This window comes from Streptomyces sp. NBC_00045 (assembly GCF_045041095.1).
GTDB lineage: Bacteria > Actinomycetota > Actinomycetes > Streptomycetales > Streptomycetaceae > Streptomyces.
Genome location: NZ_CP108271.1, coordinates 6,131,641 through 6,148,823, shown reverse-complemented (window position 1 = coordinate 6,148,823; position 17,183 = coordinate 6,131,641). Strand labels below are relative to the sequence as shown.

The following is a 17,183-nucleotide window of genomic DNA, read 5'->3' as shown; positions in this document are numbered from 1 at the left end:
AGGCTCGTGCTGAGCCGAACCGCCTCTGCCCGCCCGTCGATCCGGTAGTCGATCACCTGGACCAGCGCGGGCGGGGCTTTCGTCGTCCCGGCTGCCTTCCGGTGTTTGCTCGGCTCGATCCGCCACGGCACGCGGGCGCCGCGTTCGCGCAGGCGGTACCACCTGGCCGAGCCCCATAGCCCGCGGCCGGCCGGCAGCAGTGCTCCCTACCCGTGCCATGGGATGGCCCAACGTCTGCACTACGAGCCCGACTTGCCGAAATCATCTCCGGCGGGGTGGGGACGGCCCCCGTGCCGACATGGGGGTCAGCGGGATGGGGGACGGAGGCGACCGCCCGGCAGGCTGGGACGGGAAGGGTGTGGACGACAGGGAACGGGGCGACCGATGAAGGCACGGGCGCGGGCCACGGCACTGTGGGTGGGGATGTGCGCGGTGGCGGTATCAGGGATCCACCCGGCGGCCGCGCAGGAGCGCGCGGCGGCCGCGCCGCCCGCCGGCCTCGCGGAGGCCCTCGAACAGACCGTTGCGGACGGGTTCCCGGGGGTCGTCGCGTACGCCAGGCACGGAGAGCGGAAGTCACGGCTGGCGGCCGGGATCGCGGACAGGGCGAGCGGCGAGCGGGCCCGGCCGGACATGCGGTTCCGGATCGCCAGCAACACCAAGGCCTTCGTATCGGCCGTGCTCCTACAACTGGAGGGCGAGGGACGGCTCTCGCTCGACGACGGCGTGGAGCGCTGGCTGCCCGGCGCGGTCCGGGGGAACGGCAACGACGGCGGAGCCATCACCATCCGGCAGCTGCTCAACCACACCTCGGGGATCTACGACCCCACCACCGAGCCGGAGTTCTTCGCCCCCTACCTGGAGCGTCACGACTGGGGCTACGTCTACACCCCGCGGGAGGTGATCGCGCGGGCGGTCCGGCACGCGCCGTACTCCGCGCCCGGTGCCGGCTGGAGGTACTCCAACACCAACTACCTGCTGGCCGGTCTGGTGATCGAGGCGGTGACACGTCACAGCGCGCCCTTCGAGATCCAGCGGCGGATCCTCGCCCCGCTCGGTCTGACGGACACCGCCTTCCCGCTGACCGACCCGGCCGTCCACGGCCCGCACCTGCACGGATACGACCTCGCGGGACGGGACATGACCCGGTTCAGCCCGTCGTACGACTGGACCGCCGGCGCCATGATCTCCACGGTCGACGACCTGGCCCGCTTCCACCGGGCCCTGTTCACCGGTCTGCTGCTGCGCCCCGCCCAGCAGCGCGAACTCCTGACCACGGTGCGGTTCCCCGGCCAACCGGCGTACGGCCTCGGGGTCCAGCGCGGGAACGTGACCTGCGGGTCGGGGCCGGACGCCGAACGGGTCGACGTCTGGGCGACCGACGGCACCGGACCGGGCTTCATGAGCATGTCCCTGACCACCACCGACAACGCGCGGCAACTGGTCTTCGCCGTCAATGTCTACGACCTCGGCGCGGAGCTGAGGGACGAAACGCCCTTCCCCCTGGGAGCCGGACTGAGCGGGGTCCAGACGGCAGCCCTGTGCGACTGAGGCAGCGTCACCGGGGCCGGCGGGGCCGCCGAGATCGCAGCAGCTCTGCTGCCACCACGACGCCCGCGCCACAGCCCGCGCGACTGCGCACGAAGGCGGGGACATCAGTCATTTTCGGACACGGCCGCAGCGCCGGATCCCACTGCGGCGCGTCAGCGGCGCCACCCTGCCCGCAGGCCGGAGTCGAGCGCATGTGAGCATATGGGTCGCGCGTACCGGGCTTCGAGGAGAGGTTCGCCCACCCGCCCCCGTCCCGGCCTCACAAGAGTGAAGACATGGATCTTGAGCAGTTGCGCGCCGCGTGTGAAGCGCGCATCGAGGCACTTCAGCTCCCCCACCGCTTCAGCACCCGTGACCTTCGTGACGCCGTGGCCGAGCAGCGCGGACGCCCCATCATCCTGCGCCCCTTGAGCACCCTCGGAGCCATGGACGCACCGTGTGGCATACGTCTGGAAACGCCGGACGCCGACCTGCTGTTCTACGAAGAGGCCACCTCGCCCCTCCATCAGAACCACATCCTCGCGCACGAAATCAGCCACATCATCTGCGATCATCCCGGCAGCCTGGAACTCGACCAGGACGCCATCCGCGCCATCGGCTTCAACCCCACCCTGGTCCAGCGCATGTCCGGGCGGACGAGCTACACCAGTGAGGACGAGCGCGAGGCCGAGGTGATGGCCAGCGTGATCCGGCAACTCATGTACCTCGGACGCGAAGGGCCGTCGAGCCGGCCCACCAGAGGCGCCGAGAGCTGGGACGCACTGTTCGCCAAGCCACACAGGAAGAAACGCCGCCAGAAATGATCAACATTGTCTTCTCGGGCACAGCCGTCGTCCTACTGTGCTTCGCCGCCTACTGGGTTCGAGGGCGGGGCGGGCACCGCCCGACGGGTACCTGGGCGATCACGGCACTGCTGACGTCCTTCGCCCTGGCCTTCGCGTCCTACGCCCCGGTCGTCGAGCACGCGGTGGAATCGGTGGTCCCCCACGTCGCCCGTCTCCTCAGCAACGCGTTCACGCTCACCGCGGCCACCTCGGTCCTCGCCTTCCTGTTCCAGCTCAACCTGGAAGAGGAGCAGGCCCGCCGGCAGATCCGGCTGCGCATCATTGCACTCATCATCGCCGTCGTAGGGATGAGCACCTTCTTCGCCGCCGAGCAACTCACCCACCGATCACCGGTGTTGTACGCATTCTACGTACTCATCTACATTTCCTACCTCGGGTACACGGCCAAGGACTTCCTGCTCCAGACGTGGGCCCAGTCGAAGCGCTCGGCCCGCAGGAGCCAGCGCCTGGGCCTGCGCATGACGTCCGCGGGATGCGCCTTCGCCCTCGTCTACGCCGCCTACAAGGTCTTCGCCCTGGTCTCCATCGGGCTCGGACTGGGCCTCGTACCCGAGCACGCCCGCTGCTCGACGCCACTGACTCCCGTCCGGTGCACCTTCAGCGTGACCGCTCCGGCCGTCGCCGTACTCCTCATCACCATCGGGCTCACCCTCCCCGCCCTGCTGTGGCCCATCAGCCAACTGCGCCGTCAGCGCTGGGAGCGCAACTCGTTCACCGCGCTGGAGCCCTTGTGGAAGGACGTCACCTCGGCGGTTCCGGAGGTCGTGCTCGACCCCGGGAACACCGAGGCCGACACCCATGACCTCGACTTCCATCTGCACCGCCGGGTCATCGAGATCAACGACTGCGTGCTGGCCCTGCGCCGGTACCGTTCCGCAGAGGTGCAGGACGCCGCTGCCGAGAAGGTCGCGCTGCGGGGGGCTACCGGCGCCCCGGAGGCGGACGCGGAAGTGGAAGCAGCGGTTATCGCTGCAGCGGTCTCCGCGAAGCGGGCCGGGAACACGCCCGAGGGACCCGAGGCCCCGCCCGCTGCCGGCACCCGCTCCCGCAAGGGGGACCTGCAAGCGGAGACGGCATGGCTGCTGCTCGTGGCACACGCCTACGACCGGCAGCACTCGCGGGCCACGACCGCCGAGCAGCCTTCGCGCACGAAGGCGGGTGCGGCGTCGTGACCGACCCGTTCCACGACCCCCGCTTCTTCAGCGACCCCTACTCCACCTACGACCGCTTGCGCAGCGCATCACCGGTCCAGAAGATCCCTACCGGATCGCGGGGCCACCACGCGTACCTGGTCACCGGTCACGCGGAAGCCCGACTGGCATTCGCCGATCCCCGTCTGTCCAAGGACACCGCCCGGTTCTTCGCCGACCGGCCCTCGCGCCGCAACATCCATCCGGCGGTCTCCAGGAACATGCTGGCGAGCGACCCTCCCCACCACACCCGGCAGAGGGCGGTGGCGGCGCCGATGTTCACCACCGGACGCATCGTGGAGATGCGTCCGTACATCTCCGGGGTCGTCGACCGCCTGCTGGACGGGTGGACGCCGGGCGCAGAGGTCGACTTGGTGGAGGAGTTGGCGGTACCCCTGCCGGTCACCGTCATCTGCGAATTGCTGGGCGTACCGGAGTCCGATCGCGCCATGGTCTCCCGCTGGTCCAACGACCTCTTCGACGCCGGCGACCCGGACGTCATCGACGCCGCATCACACGCCATCGGCGACTACATGACCCACCTCGTCGAGGCGGCCCGCGAGACACCCGGTGACGGCCTGCTCCACGCACTCCTCCAGCGCAGCGAGGCGGGCCTCCTCACACAGGACGAAGTCACCTCCCTCGCCGTCCTCCTCCTCGTGGCCGGGCACGAGACCACCACCCACTTCATCGGGAACTCCGTCCTGGCCCTGCTCCAGCACCCGTCCTCGTTCGCCCGGCTGCAGCAGGACCCCGAGCTGATCGCCGGATGCCTCGACGAACTGCTCCGCTTCGACTCCCCCGTGGGAATCGCCACCTTCCGGTTCAGCACCGAGGCGCTCCGACTCGGCGGGGTCGACATTCCCGCGGGCTTCCCCGTACTCATCGCTCCCGGAGCCGCGAACCGCGACCCGGCGGCGTTCCCCGAGCCGCAACGACTCGACCTCGACCGCAACGCCGGCGGCCACCTGGCGTTCGGCCACGGGATCCACCGGTGCCTCGGCGCACCCCTGGCACGGGCCGAGGCGGAGATCGCCCTCCGCGCGATCGTCACCCGCTTCCCGGGAATGCATCTGGCCATCGCGCCGGAAGACCTCGCATGGCGCCACACGCGGCTGATGCGCGGTCTCAAGTCCCTGCCCGTCGTACTCCGGTGATCCGAACGGGCAGGGCCCCCACCCGGCGACCCCGCTGAGCGCAGCCGCCTCCACGGCCGGGCACGCGGCCCGGCACGGGAGGCGGCGCGTCAGGCCCGTTCAGGCACGGGCGCGCGGGTCCGCTTCCGGCTTGCCGGCCGTGACGACGAAGGCCGTGATCAGCGCGCCGGTGACGAAGACCAAGGCACCGGCGGCCAGGGCGTGCGTGAAGCCGTACGTCATGGCCGCCTGGGCCTTCACGACGAGGGCGGTGTCGCCCTGGTCCACGGCATCGGAGTACACCTTGCCGGCCTTCGGCAGGCGGGTGTCTGCGAAGGTGTGCGCCAGCATGGCGAGGCTGGCGACGCCGAAGGCACCGCCGATCTGCTGCGCGGTGTTGAGCAGGCCCGACGCGCTGCCCGAGTCCACCTCGTCGACACCGCGCACCGCGCCGAGCGTCAGGGGCACGAAGGACAGGCCGAGTCCGGCGGCGGTGATGAACATGGCCGGCATCAGGGTGCCCGCGTAGGAAGAGTGCGGGGTCAGTCGGCTCAGCCAGAACAGCCCGGTCCCGGCGACGAGCAGGCCGGGCCCGGCCACCAGCCGGGGCGGCAGCTTGGCCACGAGCTTCGAGGCGATGGGGGCCGTCATGCCGATGCCGGCGCTGAACGACAGGTACGCCAAGCCGGTCTTGACCGCTCCGTAGTCCAGCACGTGCTGCATGTAGAGGGTCAGGAAGTAGAAGGTCGAGAACATGCCGAGGCCGGTGAGGAACAGGGTCGCGTACGTGCCGGCGCGGCTGCGGTCCTTCAGGACGTGCAGCGGCAGCATGGGGTGTTCGATGCGGGCCTGCCGCTCCATGAACAGCACGAGCAGCACTGCGGCGACCGCGAAGTAGGTCGCCGTGAGGCCGCCGGTGAAGTGGGTTTGGCCGCCACGGGTGACCCCGTAGATCAGGCAGAGCAGACCGGCGGTGCCCGCAGCCGCGCCCACGAGGTCGAGCTTGCCCTGGTCGCGGTCGGCCTCTTCGAGGACCGATGTTCCGGCCAGTACGGCGATGCCGATGGGGATGTTCACCAGCAGCACCCAACGCCAGTCGAGGTACTCGGTGAGGAGTCCGCCGAGGATCAGGCCGAGCACCGAACCGACGCCGGCCATGGCGGCGTACGTGCCCATGGCCCGGTTGCGCTGCTTGCCCTCGGGGAAGTTCGTCGCGATCAGCGCGAGCGCGGTGGGGGCCGCGACGGCCGCACCCACGCCCTGGAACACCCGAGCGCAGATGAGCAGTGCCTCGTTGGGGGCCAGGCCGCCGAGCACCGAGGCCAGCACGAAGGTCACGATGCCGATCCGGAACACGCGCCGGCGGCCGAAGAGGTCGCCGGCCCGGCCGCCGAGGAGCATCAGCCCGCCGAAGGTGACCGCATACGCGTTGACCACCCAGGCCAGGTTGCTGTCGGACATGTCCAGCGCGTCCTGGATGCTCGGCAGGGCGATGTTCACGATGGTGGCGTCGAGGACCACCATCAGCTCCGCCGCGGCGATGACCAGCAGGGCGAGGCCCGGACGGCGGCTGAACCCGCTCGGGGCCGCCGTCCCCGGGCGCGTGTCGGTCGGTACTGCGGATGACATGGGACCTCCAGGTCGTGGCCCCCGCTACCGTTGGACTTCCTCGTCCTCATGGCGACTTGTACAGCAAGAGCCGGATTACTCAACTAAGGAAAGACTGATGCGCGTTCGCATAACGAAGGGCATTGCAGTCACCGCCACCGGACTGCTCGCCGGTGCATTTGGCTACGGCGCGGTCAATCTGGGACCGACGTTCTGGAAGGTGCCCGTGGACATGCGGCTGTCCTTCCATGCCGAATTGATGAAGATGAACTCCCCCGTGATGCTGACGGCGATGGGGACCGCCGCCCTGAGCTCCCTCGCACTGACCCTGCAGACCACCGGCCGCGAGCGGCTGCTCGCGGCCGGGGCGACGGCGCTGACCGGAACGTCGTTCCTGGTCACGCGCTTCGGCAACGTACCGATCAACGCGCGGATCAAGGAGTGGGCGGTGACCTCGCCACCGGCCGACTACGCCGAGATCCTGCACCGATGGGACATGTTCAACTGGACGCGCACCACCACCGCGCTCGCCGCCTTCGTCCTGCTCGTCATCGCTCAGAGCGGCTCCAGCCCGCGGCCGACCCGTTCCGCCACGCCTTCCAACTGACGGTCGAGGGCCTCCTCGGCTTCCGTCAGCGGCACGTTCCACGGCACTCGTTCGGGATGTCCGGGTGCCGGTTCCCCGACGTCCGGGGTGGGAATGAAGAACTGGCTCTGGCCGTACGTGACGAGTGCATCCGCGCAGAAACGCAGCAGGGACTTCAAAAACAAACGCATGGGAGCATCGTGGCCGGTCATGAAAAAGCAGGGATAAAGTCCGGAGGCAGGTCCGGATGCGCGCCCGGCCGACGTCATGACCGGCCGGCGTCCCGCGCTCAGGCCGACGCCCGCATCGGCCTGTGGAACACCTTGTCGTCGGCGAGCACGGCCTGGTGGGCCAGGCGCAGCTCCAGCCCGGGCTCGATGCCGAGCTCCTCGATGAGTTGCGCGCGGGTGCGGCGGTAGGTGGCGAGGGCGTCGCCGCTGCGACCACTGCGGTGCAGCACCGTCATGAGCCGGGCGCAGAAGCCCTCGCTGAGCGGGTTCTCCGCCACCAGCCGGCTGAGCTCACCGATGAGTTCGAGGTGGCGGCCGAGCTGCAGGTCCAGGTCGATGCGCCGCTTGAGCGCGCTCATCCAGGCCTCGTCGTACTGCAGGGCGGTGCCGGAGAGCGCGGAGCTCTCCCGGAGCCCCTCCAGTGTCGGGCCCCGGCGCAGGTCGAGGGCTTCCCGGTACTGCTTGGAGGCGAGTTCGTGGTGGCCCGTCAACGCCGACTCCGCGGCCAGGGCGCACAGCCTGTCGAAGCACACGGTGTCGAGGATGCCCTCGTTGACCTGGAGCTGGTAGCCCGGCGCCCGGGTGCGCAGGGTGCACCAGCGGCCGTCGAGGTCGTAGCGGATCAGGAACTTGCGCAGCTGCGAGACGTACACGCGGAGCGCGGCGAGCGCGGTGGCCGGCGGCCGGTCGCCCCACAGTTCGCGGATGAGGGACTCGTTGGACACGGTCGCGTTGGGCCGGATCAGAAGGGTGGCCAGGAGCTGGCGCAACTTGCGCTGCGGCAGCTGGACTTCGCAGGATCCCACGACGATCTCCAGCGGGCCCAGCAGGCGGAGCGCGACCCCGCGGGGGGCGGTCTCCTGCAGGCCGTACACCGGCTGCTCCTGCGAGTCGATCGTCTTGTCCATGGTGATCGTCATCCCAGGACCTCCAGCCGCGGGTGGGCGCTGCGGAAGAACGTCAGCGGCTGCTCCTCGCGCAGCAGGCCCAGGTCGACGACCTCGCCGACGACGATGACGTGGTCCCCGCCCGGGAACATGGTGTGCAGTCGGCAGTCGAGGAAGGCGAGCGCATCGCCGAGCACGGGGGAGCCGGTGGCACCGGGTCCGTGCGGCAGGTCGGCGAAGTCCGCGGTGCCGCGGCGGGCGAAGGCCCGGCACAGACCGGCCTGGTCCGACGCCAGGATGTTGACGGCGAAGGCGTCGGCGGCCTCGACGGCGGCGAGCGCCCGCGAATCCTCGTGCACGCAGAAGAGCACCAGGGCGGGGTCGAGGGAGAGCGAGGTGAAGGAATTCACCGTGACCCCCACCGGCTCTTCTCCGGCCGCCCCCCGGCACGTAATCACCGCGACGCCGGTCGGATAACGGCCGCACACCTCGCGCAGCGCCCGCGCATCCACCGGCACCGCGCCCCTTTCTTCAGTCCCGAAAACAGTCAAGCTGTCCACGCGATCTCCTCCCCCTAGGAAATACCGCAATCGCCTCTCACCGGCGCAATGACGGGCGCCGGGAACGGGCAGTGCGGGTACCTGACCCTAACGAGGCCGCGCCATGACCGCCTACGCCCCAAAGGACGAGAGGGGGCGTACTTTCGGCCGGAGCACCCCTACCAGAGCACCATGTCGGACGGCATAAGCCCTGCTCAAGGGCTGGTCGAGAAGGTGCTCCGAGCTGGGACGACGTCGTCGACTGGGCAATCTGGGAGAGCCTGGGGCGGGTGGCCGGCGGGCCCTGGCCACCCGCCGGCGCCCCGGGCGGGCAGGGCGCCCCCACCGTCCTCCGTCTTTCCCGCTGCCGCTTTTCCCTGCCCTCATCCGCGCTTTATCGCACCGGGTGATCCTGTTTTGGCCGGTCACCGAAGACCGGACCCGGAACGGAAGGAAACCGCAATGCGCAGCACTCTCATCGTGGCTCGCATGAAGCCGTCCGCCGCGGCCGACGTGAAGCGCATCTTCGCCGAATCCGATGCCGGCGAACTTCCCCATCTGATCGGCGTGAAGGAACGCAGACTGTTCCGCTTCCACGATCTTTACCTGCATTACATGGCGTCCGACGACGACGTGCGCGGACCGATCTCCGAAATGAAGGGCCACGAGCTCTTCGTCGATGTCAGCGAGCGGCTGAGCCCCCACATCGCGGCATACGACCCCGAGACCTGGCGCGGCCCTCAGGACGCCATGGCACACGAGTTCTACACCTGGCGCGCAGAGGGCTGAGGCGGCTCGCGCTCGCACACCCCGGCGACGAGGCGTCACCGGGTGGGGGGTCCGCACCGTCGGTGCGGGACAACGAGAGGAGGCTGGCGTGGCCAGCGAAGGAATGACCAAGATCGCGGCGAAGGACGTCGAGTCGAACCGGCGTCGGGGGGGCGATCTGCGCACGCTGCTCAGCCCGGCCAACGCCCAGGCCACCGCGGGCTTCATGGGGGTGCTCACCCTCCAGCCCGGCGAGGTCGTCACCGAGCACTACCACCCGTACTCCGAGGAGTTCCTGTACCTCGTCAGCGGTGAGCTGCTGGCGAAGATCGACGGGGAGCCGGTCCCGCTCGCCGCGGGTGAGGCGCTGCACCTGAAGATCAACGTGCGGCACCGGCTGGAGAACCACGGCACGGAGCCGGCCTTCATGGTCTTCCAGCTGGGTCCGCTGGCGCCCCGCCCGGAGCTGGGGCACGTCGACACCGAGCCGCTGCCGGGTGAGGAGTCCGCGTGACCCGCCGCAAGGCCGTCGTCACCGGCATCGGTGTGGTGGCGCCGGGCGGCGTGGGTACCAAGGCGTTCTGGCAGCTGCTGACCGACGGCCGTACGGCCACCCGGGCCATCTCCCACTTCGACGCCTCGGCCTACCGCTCCAGGATCGCGGCGGAGTGCGACTTCGACGCGACCGCCGCGGGCCTGACCTCCGAGGAGGTCCTGCGCATGGACCGCGCCGCGCAGTTCGCCGTGGTCGCGGCACGGGAGGCCCTGGCGGACAGCGGTGCGCCGACCGACGGGGTGGAACCGCACCGCATCGGCGTCTCGATCGGCAGCGCGGTGGGCAACACCATCACGCTGGAACAGCAGTACGTCCGGGTCAGCGCTCGCGGCAGCAACTGGGTCGTCGACCCGTCCAACCCGTATCCGCACCTGTACGGGGCGCTGGTGCCCGGCTCGCTCGCCACCGAGGTGGCGTGGACGGCCGGCGCCCAGGGCCCGGTCCGGGTGGTGTCGACGGGCTGCACCTCGGGCCTCGACTCCGTGGCGCAGGGCGCCCAGTTCATCGAGGACGGGCAGGCCGACATCGTCCTGGCCGGCGCCACCGACGCGCCCATCTCGCCGATCACCGTGGCCTGTTTCGACGCGATCAGGGCGACCTCGCCCAACAACGACGATCCCGAGCACGCCTCGCGGCCCTTCGACCGCGACCGTGACGGCTTCGTGCTCGGCGAGGGCGCGGCCGTACTGGTCCTGGAGGACGAGGAGTCCGCGCGCCGCCGCGGCGCCCGGGTGTACTGCGAGGTCGCGGGGTACGCACAGCGCAGCAACGCGTTCCACATGACCGGGCTGCGCCCGGACGGCAAGGAGCTGGCCGAGGCGGTGCGGGTGGCGCTGGACCACGCCCGGCTGCCCGCCGACGCCGTGGACTACGTCAACGCCCACGGCTCCGGTACCCGGCAGAACGACAAGCACGAAACGGCCGCGGTGAAGGTCTCGCTCGGCGAGCACGCGTACCGCGTGCCGATGAGCTCGATCAAGTCGATGGTGGGGCACTCGCTGGGTGCGATCGGCGCCCTGGAGGTCGCCGCCTGCGCCCTCGCCATCGAACAGGACACGATCCCGCCCACCGCCAACCTGCACCACGTGGATCCCGAACTCGGTTTGGACTACGTCCCGTTGACGGCACGCGAGCAGCGGACCGACACCGTCCTCAGCGTGGGCAGCGGCTTCGGCGGGTTCCAGACGGCGATGGTGCTCACCGCGCCGGGGAAGGGGGCACGCCATGTCTGACGCGGCGACGGCCACGCGCCGCGCGGTGGTCACCGGCATCTCGGCCGTGGCGCCGAACGGTCTGGGGGCCAAGGAGTTCTGGGAGGCCGTGCTGGAGGGCCGCAGCGGCCTCGGCCCGGTCACGCACTTCGAGGCGGACGCCTTCCCGGTGCGTACGGTCGGCGAGGTCTTCGGGGACGGCACCCTGCCCGGTGTCGACCCCCGGCTGGCGGTGCAGACCGACCGCTGGAGCCAGTTCGCGCTGCTGGCGGCCGACGAGGCGCTGGCCGATGCCGGCGTGCGGCCCCAGGAGTTCTCCCCGTACGACCTCGGGGTCATCACGGCGTCCTCCTCCGGCGGCAACGCCTTCGGCCAGCGCGAGATCGCGGCGCTGTGGTCGAAGGGGCCCCGGCACGTGGGTCCCTACCAGTCGATCGCCTGGTTCTACGCGGCCACGACCGGCCAGCTGTCCATCCGGCACGGCGTGAAGGGACCCTGCGGGGTGACCGTGGCCGAGCAGGCCGGCGGTCTCGACGCGATCGCGCAGGCCAAGCGCGCCCTCGTGCAGGGGGACGCCAGGCTCGTCCTGACCGGCGGCACGGAAGCGCCGCTGAGCCCGTACGCGCTGACGTGCCAGACCACCTCCGGGCGGCTGAGCGCGAGCGCGGACCTGGAGCGCGCCTACCGGCCGTTCGACGCGGCCGCCTGCGGCCACGTGCCCGGCGAGGGCGGCGCGATCCTCGTGCTGGAGGACGAGGCCAGCGCGCGGGCGCGCGGTATCGAGACGCCGTACGGCGAGATCGCCGGTCACGCGGCCACCTTCGACCCCGCTCCCGGCACTCCGGGGGCCGGGACGTCCGGTGCGCTGCGCCGGGCCGTCCTGCTGGCCCTGGCCGACGCCGGGGTCCGGCCGGAGGAGGTCGACGTCGTGTTCGCCGACGCGGCCGGCACTCCCGAGCTGGACCGCGCCGAGGCGGACTGCCTGACCGAGGTGTTCGGTCCGCGCGGGGTGCCGGTGACAGCGCCCAAGGCGCGGTACGGGCGGCTGTACGCGGGCGGAGCACCGCTCGACGTCATCACCGCGCTGCTCGCCCTGCGCGAGCAGGTGATCCCGCCGACCGGGCCGGGCGCCGTCGCGGACGCCGCGTACGGCATCGACCTCGTAGCAGAGCCCCGGGCGGCGCGGCTGCGCACGGCCCTGGTCATCGCCCGCGGCCACGGCGGCTTCAACTCCGCCCTCGTCGTCCGGACCCTCACCCCGTGACGGCGCTACCGACGAACCCCGACACCGCGACACCGAAAGGACCCCGCCCCATGACCGCGGCGCCCCTTGAGTACGACGACTTCTTGACCATCGTCGAGCAGTGCACCGGCGTCTCTCTGGAGACGCTCCAGATGGACGACCCGACCCTGACCATCGACGACCTGGGCGTCGACTCGCTGGGTCTGATCAACGTCCTGACCGAGGTGGAGAACCGCTACGACATCCGCCTGGACGCCGAAGGCCTCACCCGCTTCCCGGAGATCTGCGCCCTGATCAACGAGCAGCTGCAGCCGGCTCCTGCGCGCACCGAGAACAGCATCGTCATCGACGCGCCGTTCGACGTGCTCTGGGACATGACCAACGACGTGGCGAACTGGCCCGACCTGTTCAGCGAGTACGCCGTCGCGGAGATCCTGGACCGGCACGGCGACACGGTGCGCTTCCGCCTCGCCCTGCACCCGGACGCCGACGGCAAGGTCTGGAGCTGGGTCTCCGAGCGCGTCATGGACCGCGAGAACCGGACCGTCAAGGCCCACCGGGTCGAGACCGGCCCCTTCGCCTTCATGAACATCCACTGGGCGTACGTCCAGACCGACGCGGGTGTGGAGATGCGCTGGGTGCAGGAGTTCCGCATGAAGCCGGGCGCCCCGCTGGACGACGCGGGCATGACCGAGCGCATCAACACGAACTCCAAGGTCCAGATGGCGCTCATCAAGGAGCGCGTGGAGGCTGCGGCCCGCGCCGGAGCGGCGGTGGCCCGATGAGCGCCCTCGACTTCGGCCTGGAGGGCCGGCACGCCCTGGTCACGGGCGGCGCCCGGGGCATCGGACGGGCCACCGTGCTCGCCCTGGCCGCGCAGGGTGCCGCGGTGACGGCCTGCTACGTCAACGAGAGCGAGCAGGTCGAGTCGCTGCGCCGGGAGCTGGCGGACCTGGGGGTCCGGGGCGCCCTCGTACGCTGCGACATCGCCGACCACGAGCAGGCCGCCCGGCTGTCGGCCGAGGCGCACGAACGGTACGGGGCGATCGACACCGTCGTGAACAACGCGGGGGTCATCAGCCACCTCCCGCTGATGGACCTGGCTCCCGACGAATGGCACCGCGTCCTCGACACCAACCTGTCGGGCATGTACCACGTGATCCGCGGGGCGCTGCCGTACCTCGCGGACACCGCCTCGATCGTCAACATCAGCTCCGCCGTGGCGCACCACGGCATGCCGGGCGCCGCCCACTACGTGGCGTCCAAGGCCGGTGTGATGGGTCTGACCCGGGCGCTGGCCAAGGAGCTGGGCCCGCGCGGCATCCGCGTCAACTGCATTGCCTCCGGGCTGGTCGAGACGGACCAGATGAAGGCCGTCACCGCAGAGGGGAAGGCCTCGTACGAGCAGCGGATCTCGCTGCGCCGGCTCGGCAGCCCCGCGGAGATCGCCGACGCCGTCCTCTTCCTCGCCTCGAACGCCGCCCGCTACGTCACCGGCGCCACGCTCGACGTCGACGGCGGCATCTGACCCCGAAGGAGAGGCGCGCCGTGCTGCGCACCGTGTTGGAGATGGTCGTCAGGGAGGGCTGCGAGGACGCGTTCCGCGCCGCCTGGCTGGAGACCGCGCAGGCCGCCTCGCGACTGCCGGGTTGCGTAGCCCAGTCGTTGCTGCGGGACCCGCGCAATCCCCGTACCCATCTGGTCATGGCCGACTGGGCCGACCGGGCCGCTCTGGAGGGCTTCCAGAACGGCCCCGCGAGGGAGCGGCTCAGCGCCCGGCTGGAGCCGTTCCGTGAATCCGCCCGCAAGCAGGTGCTCGACGTCGTCGAGCACCTGCCGGGCTCCGCATCGATGAAAGGTGGTCCGTCGTGACCGTACGCATCATGGTTTCCGCCCGTGTCCAGGAGAAGGACCAGGAGGCCTTCGAAGAGGCCTACCGGCAGGTCACCGCCGTGGTCAAGGGCACCCCCGGTCATCTGCGCGACGAGCTGCTGCGCGACGCGGAGCAGCCCGGCCGCTACATCCTGCTCGCCGAGTGGGAGAGCGAGGAGGCCTTCCGCACCTGGGAGGACGCCCCGTCCCACCGCGAGATGGCGGCCCCGATGTTCCCGTACTGGATCGGCGGTGACATCGAGCGGCGCATCTTCGACCTGCGCGCCCGCCTCGACAGCGTGCCGTCGCAGGCTTGAGCGGACCGCGACCCATGGCGACCATCCGCAAGGCCCTGGTGATCGGGGCCGGCATCGGCGGGATGACCGCGGCGGCGGGCCTGCTGCGCCAGGGCATCGACTGCGAGGTCTTCGAGGCGCGTCCCAGTCCGGGACGGCTGCTGACCGGCGGCGGGTTCATGCTCTGGCACAACGCCTTCCTGGCCCTGCGCAGGATCGGGCTCGACGAGGCCGTCGCCGCCGACGCGGTGCGCATGCGGTTCCACGAGTTCCGCTCCGACTCCGGACGGCGCCTGGCGCGGTGGCAGCTGGACGGCCCGACGGAGCGGGCCGGCGCGCCGGCCTGCGCGCTGCGCCGCTCCGCCCTGCACACGGTGCTCACCGAGGCGGTCGGTGAGCACCGGATCCACCTCGGCCGCCGGTTCACCGGCTACACCGAGGACGCGGACGGTGTCACCGCGCACTTCGAGGACGGCTCCACGGCCCGCGGCGACGTGCTGATCGGCGCGGACGGGCTGCGCTCCACCGTGCGCGCGACGATGCGCAACGGGTTCGACCTGCCGCCGCGGTACGCCGGCTACACGGCCTGGCAGGCCATCACCCGGCTGCCGGGCGAGTCACTGGTGCCCACCGGCACGTTCTTCAACCTGTGGGGCAAGGGCGGACTGCGCTTCCTGTACTGCCGGCTGAACGAGGACGAGGTCTACTGGGACGCCATCACCAGTGACCGCGCGTCCGCCGGGATCGACACCCTGCGCTCGTCGCGGGGGGCGGCGCTGGCGGCGGCGTACCGCGACTGGCCGGACCCGATCGGCGCGATCATCTCCTCGACGGACGAGGAGGCGATCCTGCCGGTGCCCATCCACGACCGGCCGCCGGCCGGCGGATGGAGCAAGGGCCGGGCCGTGCTCGTCGGCGACGCCGCCCATCCGATGACCCTCAACCTCAGCCAGGGCGCCGGCCAGGCCATCGAGAGCGGTGTGGTGCTCGCCGACGTGCTGGGGCGCTGCGCGCCGGACGCCGTGCCCGCCACGCTGCGGGCGTTCGAGTCCGCCCGCCGGGCGCGGGCCGCGGACATGGTGACGACCTCGTGGCGGATCGGCACGCTGGGCCTCGCGCACAACGGTCCGCTGTGCCGGCTGCGCGACGTCATGATGTACGCCTTCTTCGACTCGGTCGCTCGCGACCAGAGCTACTCGCTGATGCTGGACGACCGGCTGGAGCGGACTCCGCTGCGGACGGCCGAGCCGCTCGGCCACGGGGCGGGGTGAGCCCGGCCGTGCTGGTCGCCCTGATGGCCGTCGTCTTCGTGCTGTGTACGGGGGTCCTCGCGGGCGCCCTGATCGCGGTGGAGCGCGCCATCGTCCCCATGCTGCTGCGGCTGCCGCGGCAGACCTGGTCCGACGTGCACCGGTTGCTGGACCCCGGGTTCGACCCGCTGATGCCGACCGTCAACAAGGTGGCGCTGGCCGCCGGTCTCGGGCTGGCCGTCCTGGCCCCCGGGGCCGGCGCGAAGGCCTCCTTCGCGGTGGCGCTGGCCGCAGTGGTGGGCGTGGCCCTGGTGTCGGAGCTGCGCAACGTGCGGATGAACCGGGTGATCGACGGCTGGGCCGCGGCCGGGGAGATCCCCGACGGCTGGGACCCGCTGCGCGCCCGGTGGGCGCGCGCCAACCTGCTGCGGACCGTCTTCGCGGGCCTGGCGTTCTGTGCCGCGCTCGGCGGCTGCTGGCTGGTGTGGGCCTGAACGGGCCCGTACACGTACCCCTTCTTGAACTGAGGAGCAGATCCGGTGAATCCGGTACACGAGGAGCGCGAAGCGCTCGGATCCGCCCCCGAGCCCGCGGAGTTCGCGGGCCGGGTGGCCCTGGTCACCGGTGCCGCGCGCGGCATCGGCGCGGCCACGGCCCGCATCCTGGCAGCGCGGGGCGCCCGCGTCGCGGTGAACTACCACAAGAGCGCGGAGCGGGCCGAGGAGGTCGTGGCCGCGATCCGGCAGCGCGGCGGCGAGGCGGTGGCCGTCCAGGGCGACGTCACCGATCCCGACGGGGCGGCCGCCCTGGCCGCGGCCGCCAAGGCCGAGCTGGGCCCGATCGACGTCCTGGTGCTCAACGCCGCGGGCCTGGGCGCCCACGAGGCGCGCATCGCCCCCGTGGCGGACCTGGCCTGGGAGGACCTGGAGCACGTGGTCAGCCAGCAGCTCAAGGCGCTGTTCCTGACCACGCAGGCCGTGCTTCCCGACATGATCGCCCGGGGCGGCGGTTCGGTGGTGGCGGTCGGGGCGGCGCTGGCCCGCCGGCCCGCCCCGCGGTTCCTCCCGCTGACCGTGGCCAAGGCGGGCGTGGAGGCCGCCGTGCGCACGCTCGCGCTGGAGGCGGGCCCGCACGGGGTGCGGGTCAACGCGGTGGAGCCGAACCTCATCCTCACCGAACTCGCCCGCTTCATCCCCGAGGAGGCGCGCCGGGCCGCCGCCGAGCGGGCCGCGCTGCGGCGCAACGGGACCCCCGAGGACATCGCCGAGGTCATCGCGTTCCTCGCCTCGGACCGTGCCTCGTACCTCACGGGCAGCTGCTTGGTCGCCGACGGCGGCACGGCGCTCGCCTGACCGTCCCGACCCCCTGACCGCGGGCGGGGCGTCCGACCGCTCCACCCCCCGGTTTGCTCCGTC

At 71.4% G+C, this 17,183-nt stretch carries 20 protein-coding genes and 1 pseudogene; 17 read left to right on the top strand and 4 right to left on the bottom strand.

The window, feature by feature from the left end:
* Positions 1 to 384: 384 nt before the first annotated feature.
* From OHA65_RS28710 to OHA65_RS28695, 4 genes are all read left to right on the top strand, one after another.
* Complete coding sequence (locus OHA65_RS28710) at positions 385 to 1,551, top strand: serine hydrolase domain-containing protein (protein WP_405762678.1); 1,167 nt, start codon at positions 385 to 387, stop codon at positions 1,549 to 1,551.
* A 275-nt stretch (positions 1,552 to 1,826) separates the two neighbouring features.
* On the top strand, positions 1,827 to 2,354 hold the full coding sequence (locus OHA65_RS28705; protein ID WP_327279076.1) for a regulator component: 528 nt from the start codon (positions 1,827 to 1,829) through the stop codon (positions 2,352 to 2,354).
* Positions 2,351 to 3,568 carry an MAB_1171c family putative transporter gene (locus OHA65_RS28700; protein WP_327279075.1) on the top strand — a complete coding sequence of 406 codons (1,218 nt, stop codon included), beginning with the start codon at positions 2,351 to 2,353 and terminating at the stop codon, positions 3,566 to 3,568. The genes OHA65_RS28705 and OHA65_RS28700 overlap by 4 nt, the downstream gene beginning before the upstream one ends.
* Positions 3,565 to 4,743, top strand: coding sequence for a cytochrome P450 (locus OHA65_RS28695; RefSeq protein WP_328764081.1), 1,179 nt, complete (start codon positions 3,565 to 3,567; stop codon positions 4,741 to 4,743). The genes OHA65_RS28700 and OHA65_RS28695 overlap by 4 nt, the downstream gene beginning before the upstream one ends.
* Before the next feature lie 99 nt (positions 4,744 to 4,842).
* On the opposite strand, the gene OHA65_RS28690 is transcribed toward OHA65_RS28695, so the two are convergent.
* Entirely contained in the window at positions 4,843 to 6,351 is a 1,509-nt protein-coding gene (locus OHA65_RS28690) for an MFS transporter (protein ID WP_405762676.1), read from the bottom strand.
* Between the two features lie 97 nt (positions 6,352 to 6,448).
* Here OHA65_RS28690 and OHA65_RS28685 point away from each other — a divergent pair, with 97 nt between their 5' ends.
* Positions 6,449 to 6,937 carry a DUF1772 domain-containing protein gene (locus OHA65_RS28685; RefSeq protein WP_327279072.1) on the top strand — a complete coding sequence of 163 codons (489 nt, stop codon included), beginning with the start codon at positions 6,449 to 6,451 and terminating at the stop codon, positions 6,935 to 6,937.
* Here the strand turns inward: OHA65_RS28685 and OHA65_RS28680 are convergent.
* The 3 genes from OHA65_RS28680 to OHA65_RS28670 all read right to left on the bottom strand — a co-directional run bounded on the left by OHA65_RS28680 (position 6,886) and on the right by OHA65_RS28670 (position 8,521).
* Entirely contained in the window at positions 6,886 to 7,107 is a 222-nt protein-coding gene (locus OHA65_RS28680; RefSeq protein ID WP_328764079.1) for a DUF6059 family protein, read from the bottom strand. The two genes, OHA65_RS28685 and OHA65_RS28680, sit on opposite strands and share 52 nt — an antisense overlap.
* Positions 7,108 to 7,205: 98 nt before the next feature.
* Complete coding sequence (locus tag OHA65_RS28675) at positions 7,206 to 8,066, bottom strand: AfsR/SARP family transcriptional regulator (protein WP_327279070.1); 861 nt, start codon at positions 8,064 to 8,066, stop codon at positions 7,206 to 7,208.
* Entirely contained in the window at positions 8,063 to 8,521 is a 459-nt protein-coding gene (locus tag OHA65_RS28670; RefSeq protein WP_405763450.1) for a flavin reductase family protein, read from the bottom strand. The genes OHA65_RS28675 and OHA65_RS28670 overlap by 4 nt, the downstream gene beginning before the upstream one ends.
* 513 nt (positions 8,522 to 9,034) lie before the next feature.
* Between OHA65_RS28670 and OHA65_RS28665 the strand changes: the two genes are divergently transcribed.
* From OHA65_RS28665 to OHA65_RS28610, 12 genes and pseudogenes are all read left to right on the top strand, one after another.
* Positions 9,035 to 9,361 carry a TcmI family type II polyketide cyclase gene (locus OHA65_RS28665; RefSeq protein ID WP_327279068.1) on the top strand — a complete coding sequence of 109 codons (327 nt, stop codon included), beginning with the start codon at positions 9,035 to 9,037 and terminating at the stop codon, positions 9,359 to 9,361.
* Between the two features lie 88 nt (positions 9,362 to 9,449).
* A complete protein-coding gene (locus OHA65_RS28660; protein ID WP_327279067.1) occupies positions 9,450 to 9,854 on the top strand; it encodes a cupin domain-containing protein in 405 nt (134 codons plus the stop codon).
* Positions 9,851 to 11,128 carry a beta-ketoacyl-[acyl-carrier-protein] synthase family protein gene (locus tag OHA65_RS28655; protein WP_327279066.1) on the top strand — a complete coding sequence of 426 codons (1,278 nt, stop codon included), beginning with the start codon at positions 9,851 to 9,853 and terminating at the stop codon, positions 11,126 to 11,128. The genes OHA65_RS28660 and OHA65_RS28655 overlap by 4 nt, the downstream gene beginning before the upstream one ends.
* A complete protein-coding gene (locus OHA65_RS28650) occupies positions 11,121 to 12,371 on the top strand; it encodes a ketosynthase chain-length factor (protein WP_405762673.1) in 1,251 nt (416 codons plus the stop codon). The genes OHA65_RS28655 and OHA65_RS28650 overlap by 8 nt, the downstream gene beginning before the upstream one ends.
* Before the next feature lie 50 nt (positions 12,372 to 12,421).
* Positions 12,422 to 12,616: pseudogene (locus OHA65_RS28645) on the top strand (acyl carrier protein); the annotation flags it as partial.
* 39 nt (positions 12,617 to 12,655) lie between these two features.
* On the top strand, positions 12,656 to 13,135 hold the full coding sequence (locus tag OHA65_RS28640; RefSeq protein WP_405763448.1) for an SRPBCC family protein: 480 nt from the start codon (positions 12,656 to 12,658) through the stop codon (positions 13,133 to 13,135).
* Complete coding sequence (locus OHA65_RS28635; protein WP_327279064.1) at positions 13,132 to 13,878, top strand: SDR family NAD(P)-dependent oxidoreductase; 747 nt, start codon at positions 13,132 to 13,134, stop codon at positions 13,876 to 13,878. The genes OHA65_RS28640 and OHA65_RS28635 overlap by 4 nt, the downstream gene beginning before the upstream one ends.
* 20 nt (positions 13,879 to 13,898) lie before the next feature.
* Positions 13,899 to 14,222: an antibiotic biosynthesis monooxygenase family protein gene (locus tag OHA65_RS28630; RefSeq protein ID WP_327279063.1), complete on the top strand. Its 324-nt coding sequence runs from the start codon at positions 13,899 to 13,901 to the stop codon at positions 14,220 to 14,222.
* Entirely contained in the window at positions 14,219 to 14,539 is a 321-nt protein-coding gene (locus OHA65_RS28625; RefSeq protein WP_327279062.1) for an antibiotic biosynthesis monooxygenase family protein, read from the top strand. The genes OHA65_RS28630 and OHA65_RS28625 overlap by 4 nt, the downstream gene beginning before the upstream one ends.
* Before the next feature lie 14 nt (positions 14,540 to 14,553).
* Positions 14,554 to 15,789, top strand: a complete 1,236-nt coding sequence (locus OHA65_RS28620; RefSeq protein WP_327279061.1) for an FAD-dependent monooxygenase — start codon at positions 14,554 to 14,556, stop codon at positions 15,787 to 15,789.
* Complete coding sequence (locus OHA65_RS28615) at positions 15,786 to 16,262, top strand: anthrone oxygenase family protein (protein WP_327279060.1); 477 nt, start codon at positions 15,786 to 15,788, stop codon at positions 16,260 to 16,262. The genes OHA65_RS28620 and OHA65_RS28615 overlap by 4 nt, the downstream gene beginning before the upstream one ends.
* Before the next feature lie 45 nt (positions 16,263 to 16,307).
* A complete protein-coding gene (locus OHA65_RS28610) occupies positions 16,308 to 17,120 on the top strand; it encodes an SDR family oxidoreductase (protein WP_328764076.1) in 813 nt (270 codons plus the stop codon).
* Positions 17,121 to 17,183 lie beyond the last annotated feature (63 nt).

Coding starts and splice junctions, on each gene's coding strand:
- OHA65_RS28650 (WP_405762673.1), top strand. CDS start 11,121: ATGTCTGACGCGGCGACGGCCACGCGCCGCGCGGTGGTCACCGGCATC.
- OHA65_RS28675 (WP_327279070.1), bottom strand. CDS start 8,066: ATGACGATCACCATGGACAAGACGATCGACTCGCAGGAGCAGCCGGTG.
- OHA65_RS28700 (WP_327279075.1), top strand. CDS start 2,351: ATGATCAACATTGTCTTCTCGGGCACAGCCGTCGTCCTACTGTGCTTC.
- OHA65_RS28690 (WP_405762676.1), bottom strand. CDS start 6,351: ATGTCATCCGCAGTACCGACCGACACGCGCCCGGGGACGGCGGCCCCG.
- OHA65_RS28635 (WP_327279064.1), top strand. CDS start 13,132: ATGAGCGCCCTCGACTTCGGCCTGGAGGGCCGGCACGCCCTGGTCACG.
- OHA65_RS28705 (WP_327279076.1), top strand. CDS start 1,827: ATGGATCTTGAGCAGTTGCGCGCCGCGTGTGAAGCGCGCATCGAGGCA.
- OHA65_RS28685 (WP_327279072.1), top strand. CDS start 6,449: ATGCGCGTTCGCATAACGAAGGGCATTGCAGTCACCGCCACCGGACTG.
- OHA65_RS28665 (WP_327279068.1), top strand. CDS start 9,035: ATGCGCAGCACTCTCATCGTGGCTCGCATGAAGCCGTCCGCCGCGGCC.
- OHA65_RS28680 (WP_328764079.1), bottom strand. CDS start 7,107: ATGCGTTTGTTTTTGAAGTCCCTGCTGCGTTTCTGCGCGGATGCACTC.
- OHA65_RS28620 (WP_327279061.1), top strand. CDS start 14,554: ATGGCGACCATCCGCAAGGCCCTGGTGATCGGGGCCGGCATCGGCGGG.
- OHA65_RS28710 (WP_405762678.1), top strand. CDS start 385: ATGAAGGCACGGGCGCGGGCCACGGCACTGTGGGTGGGGATGTGCGCG.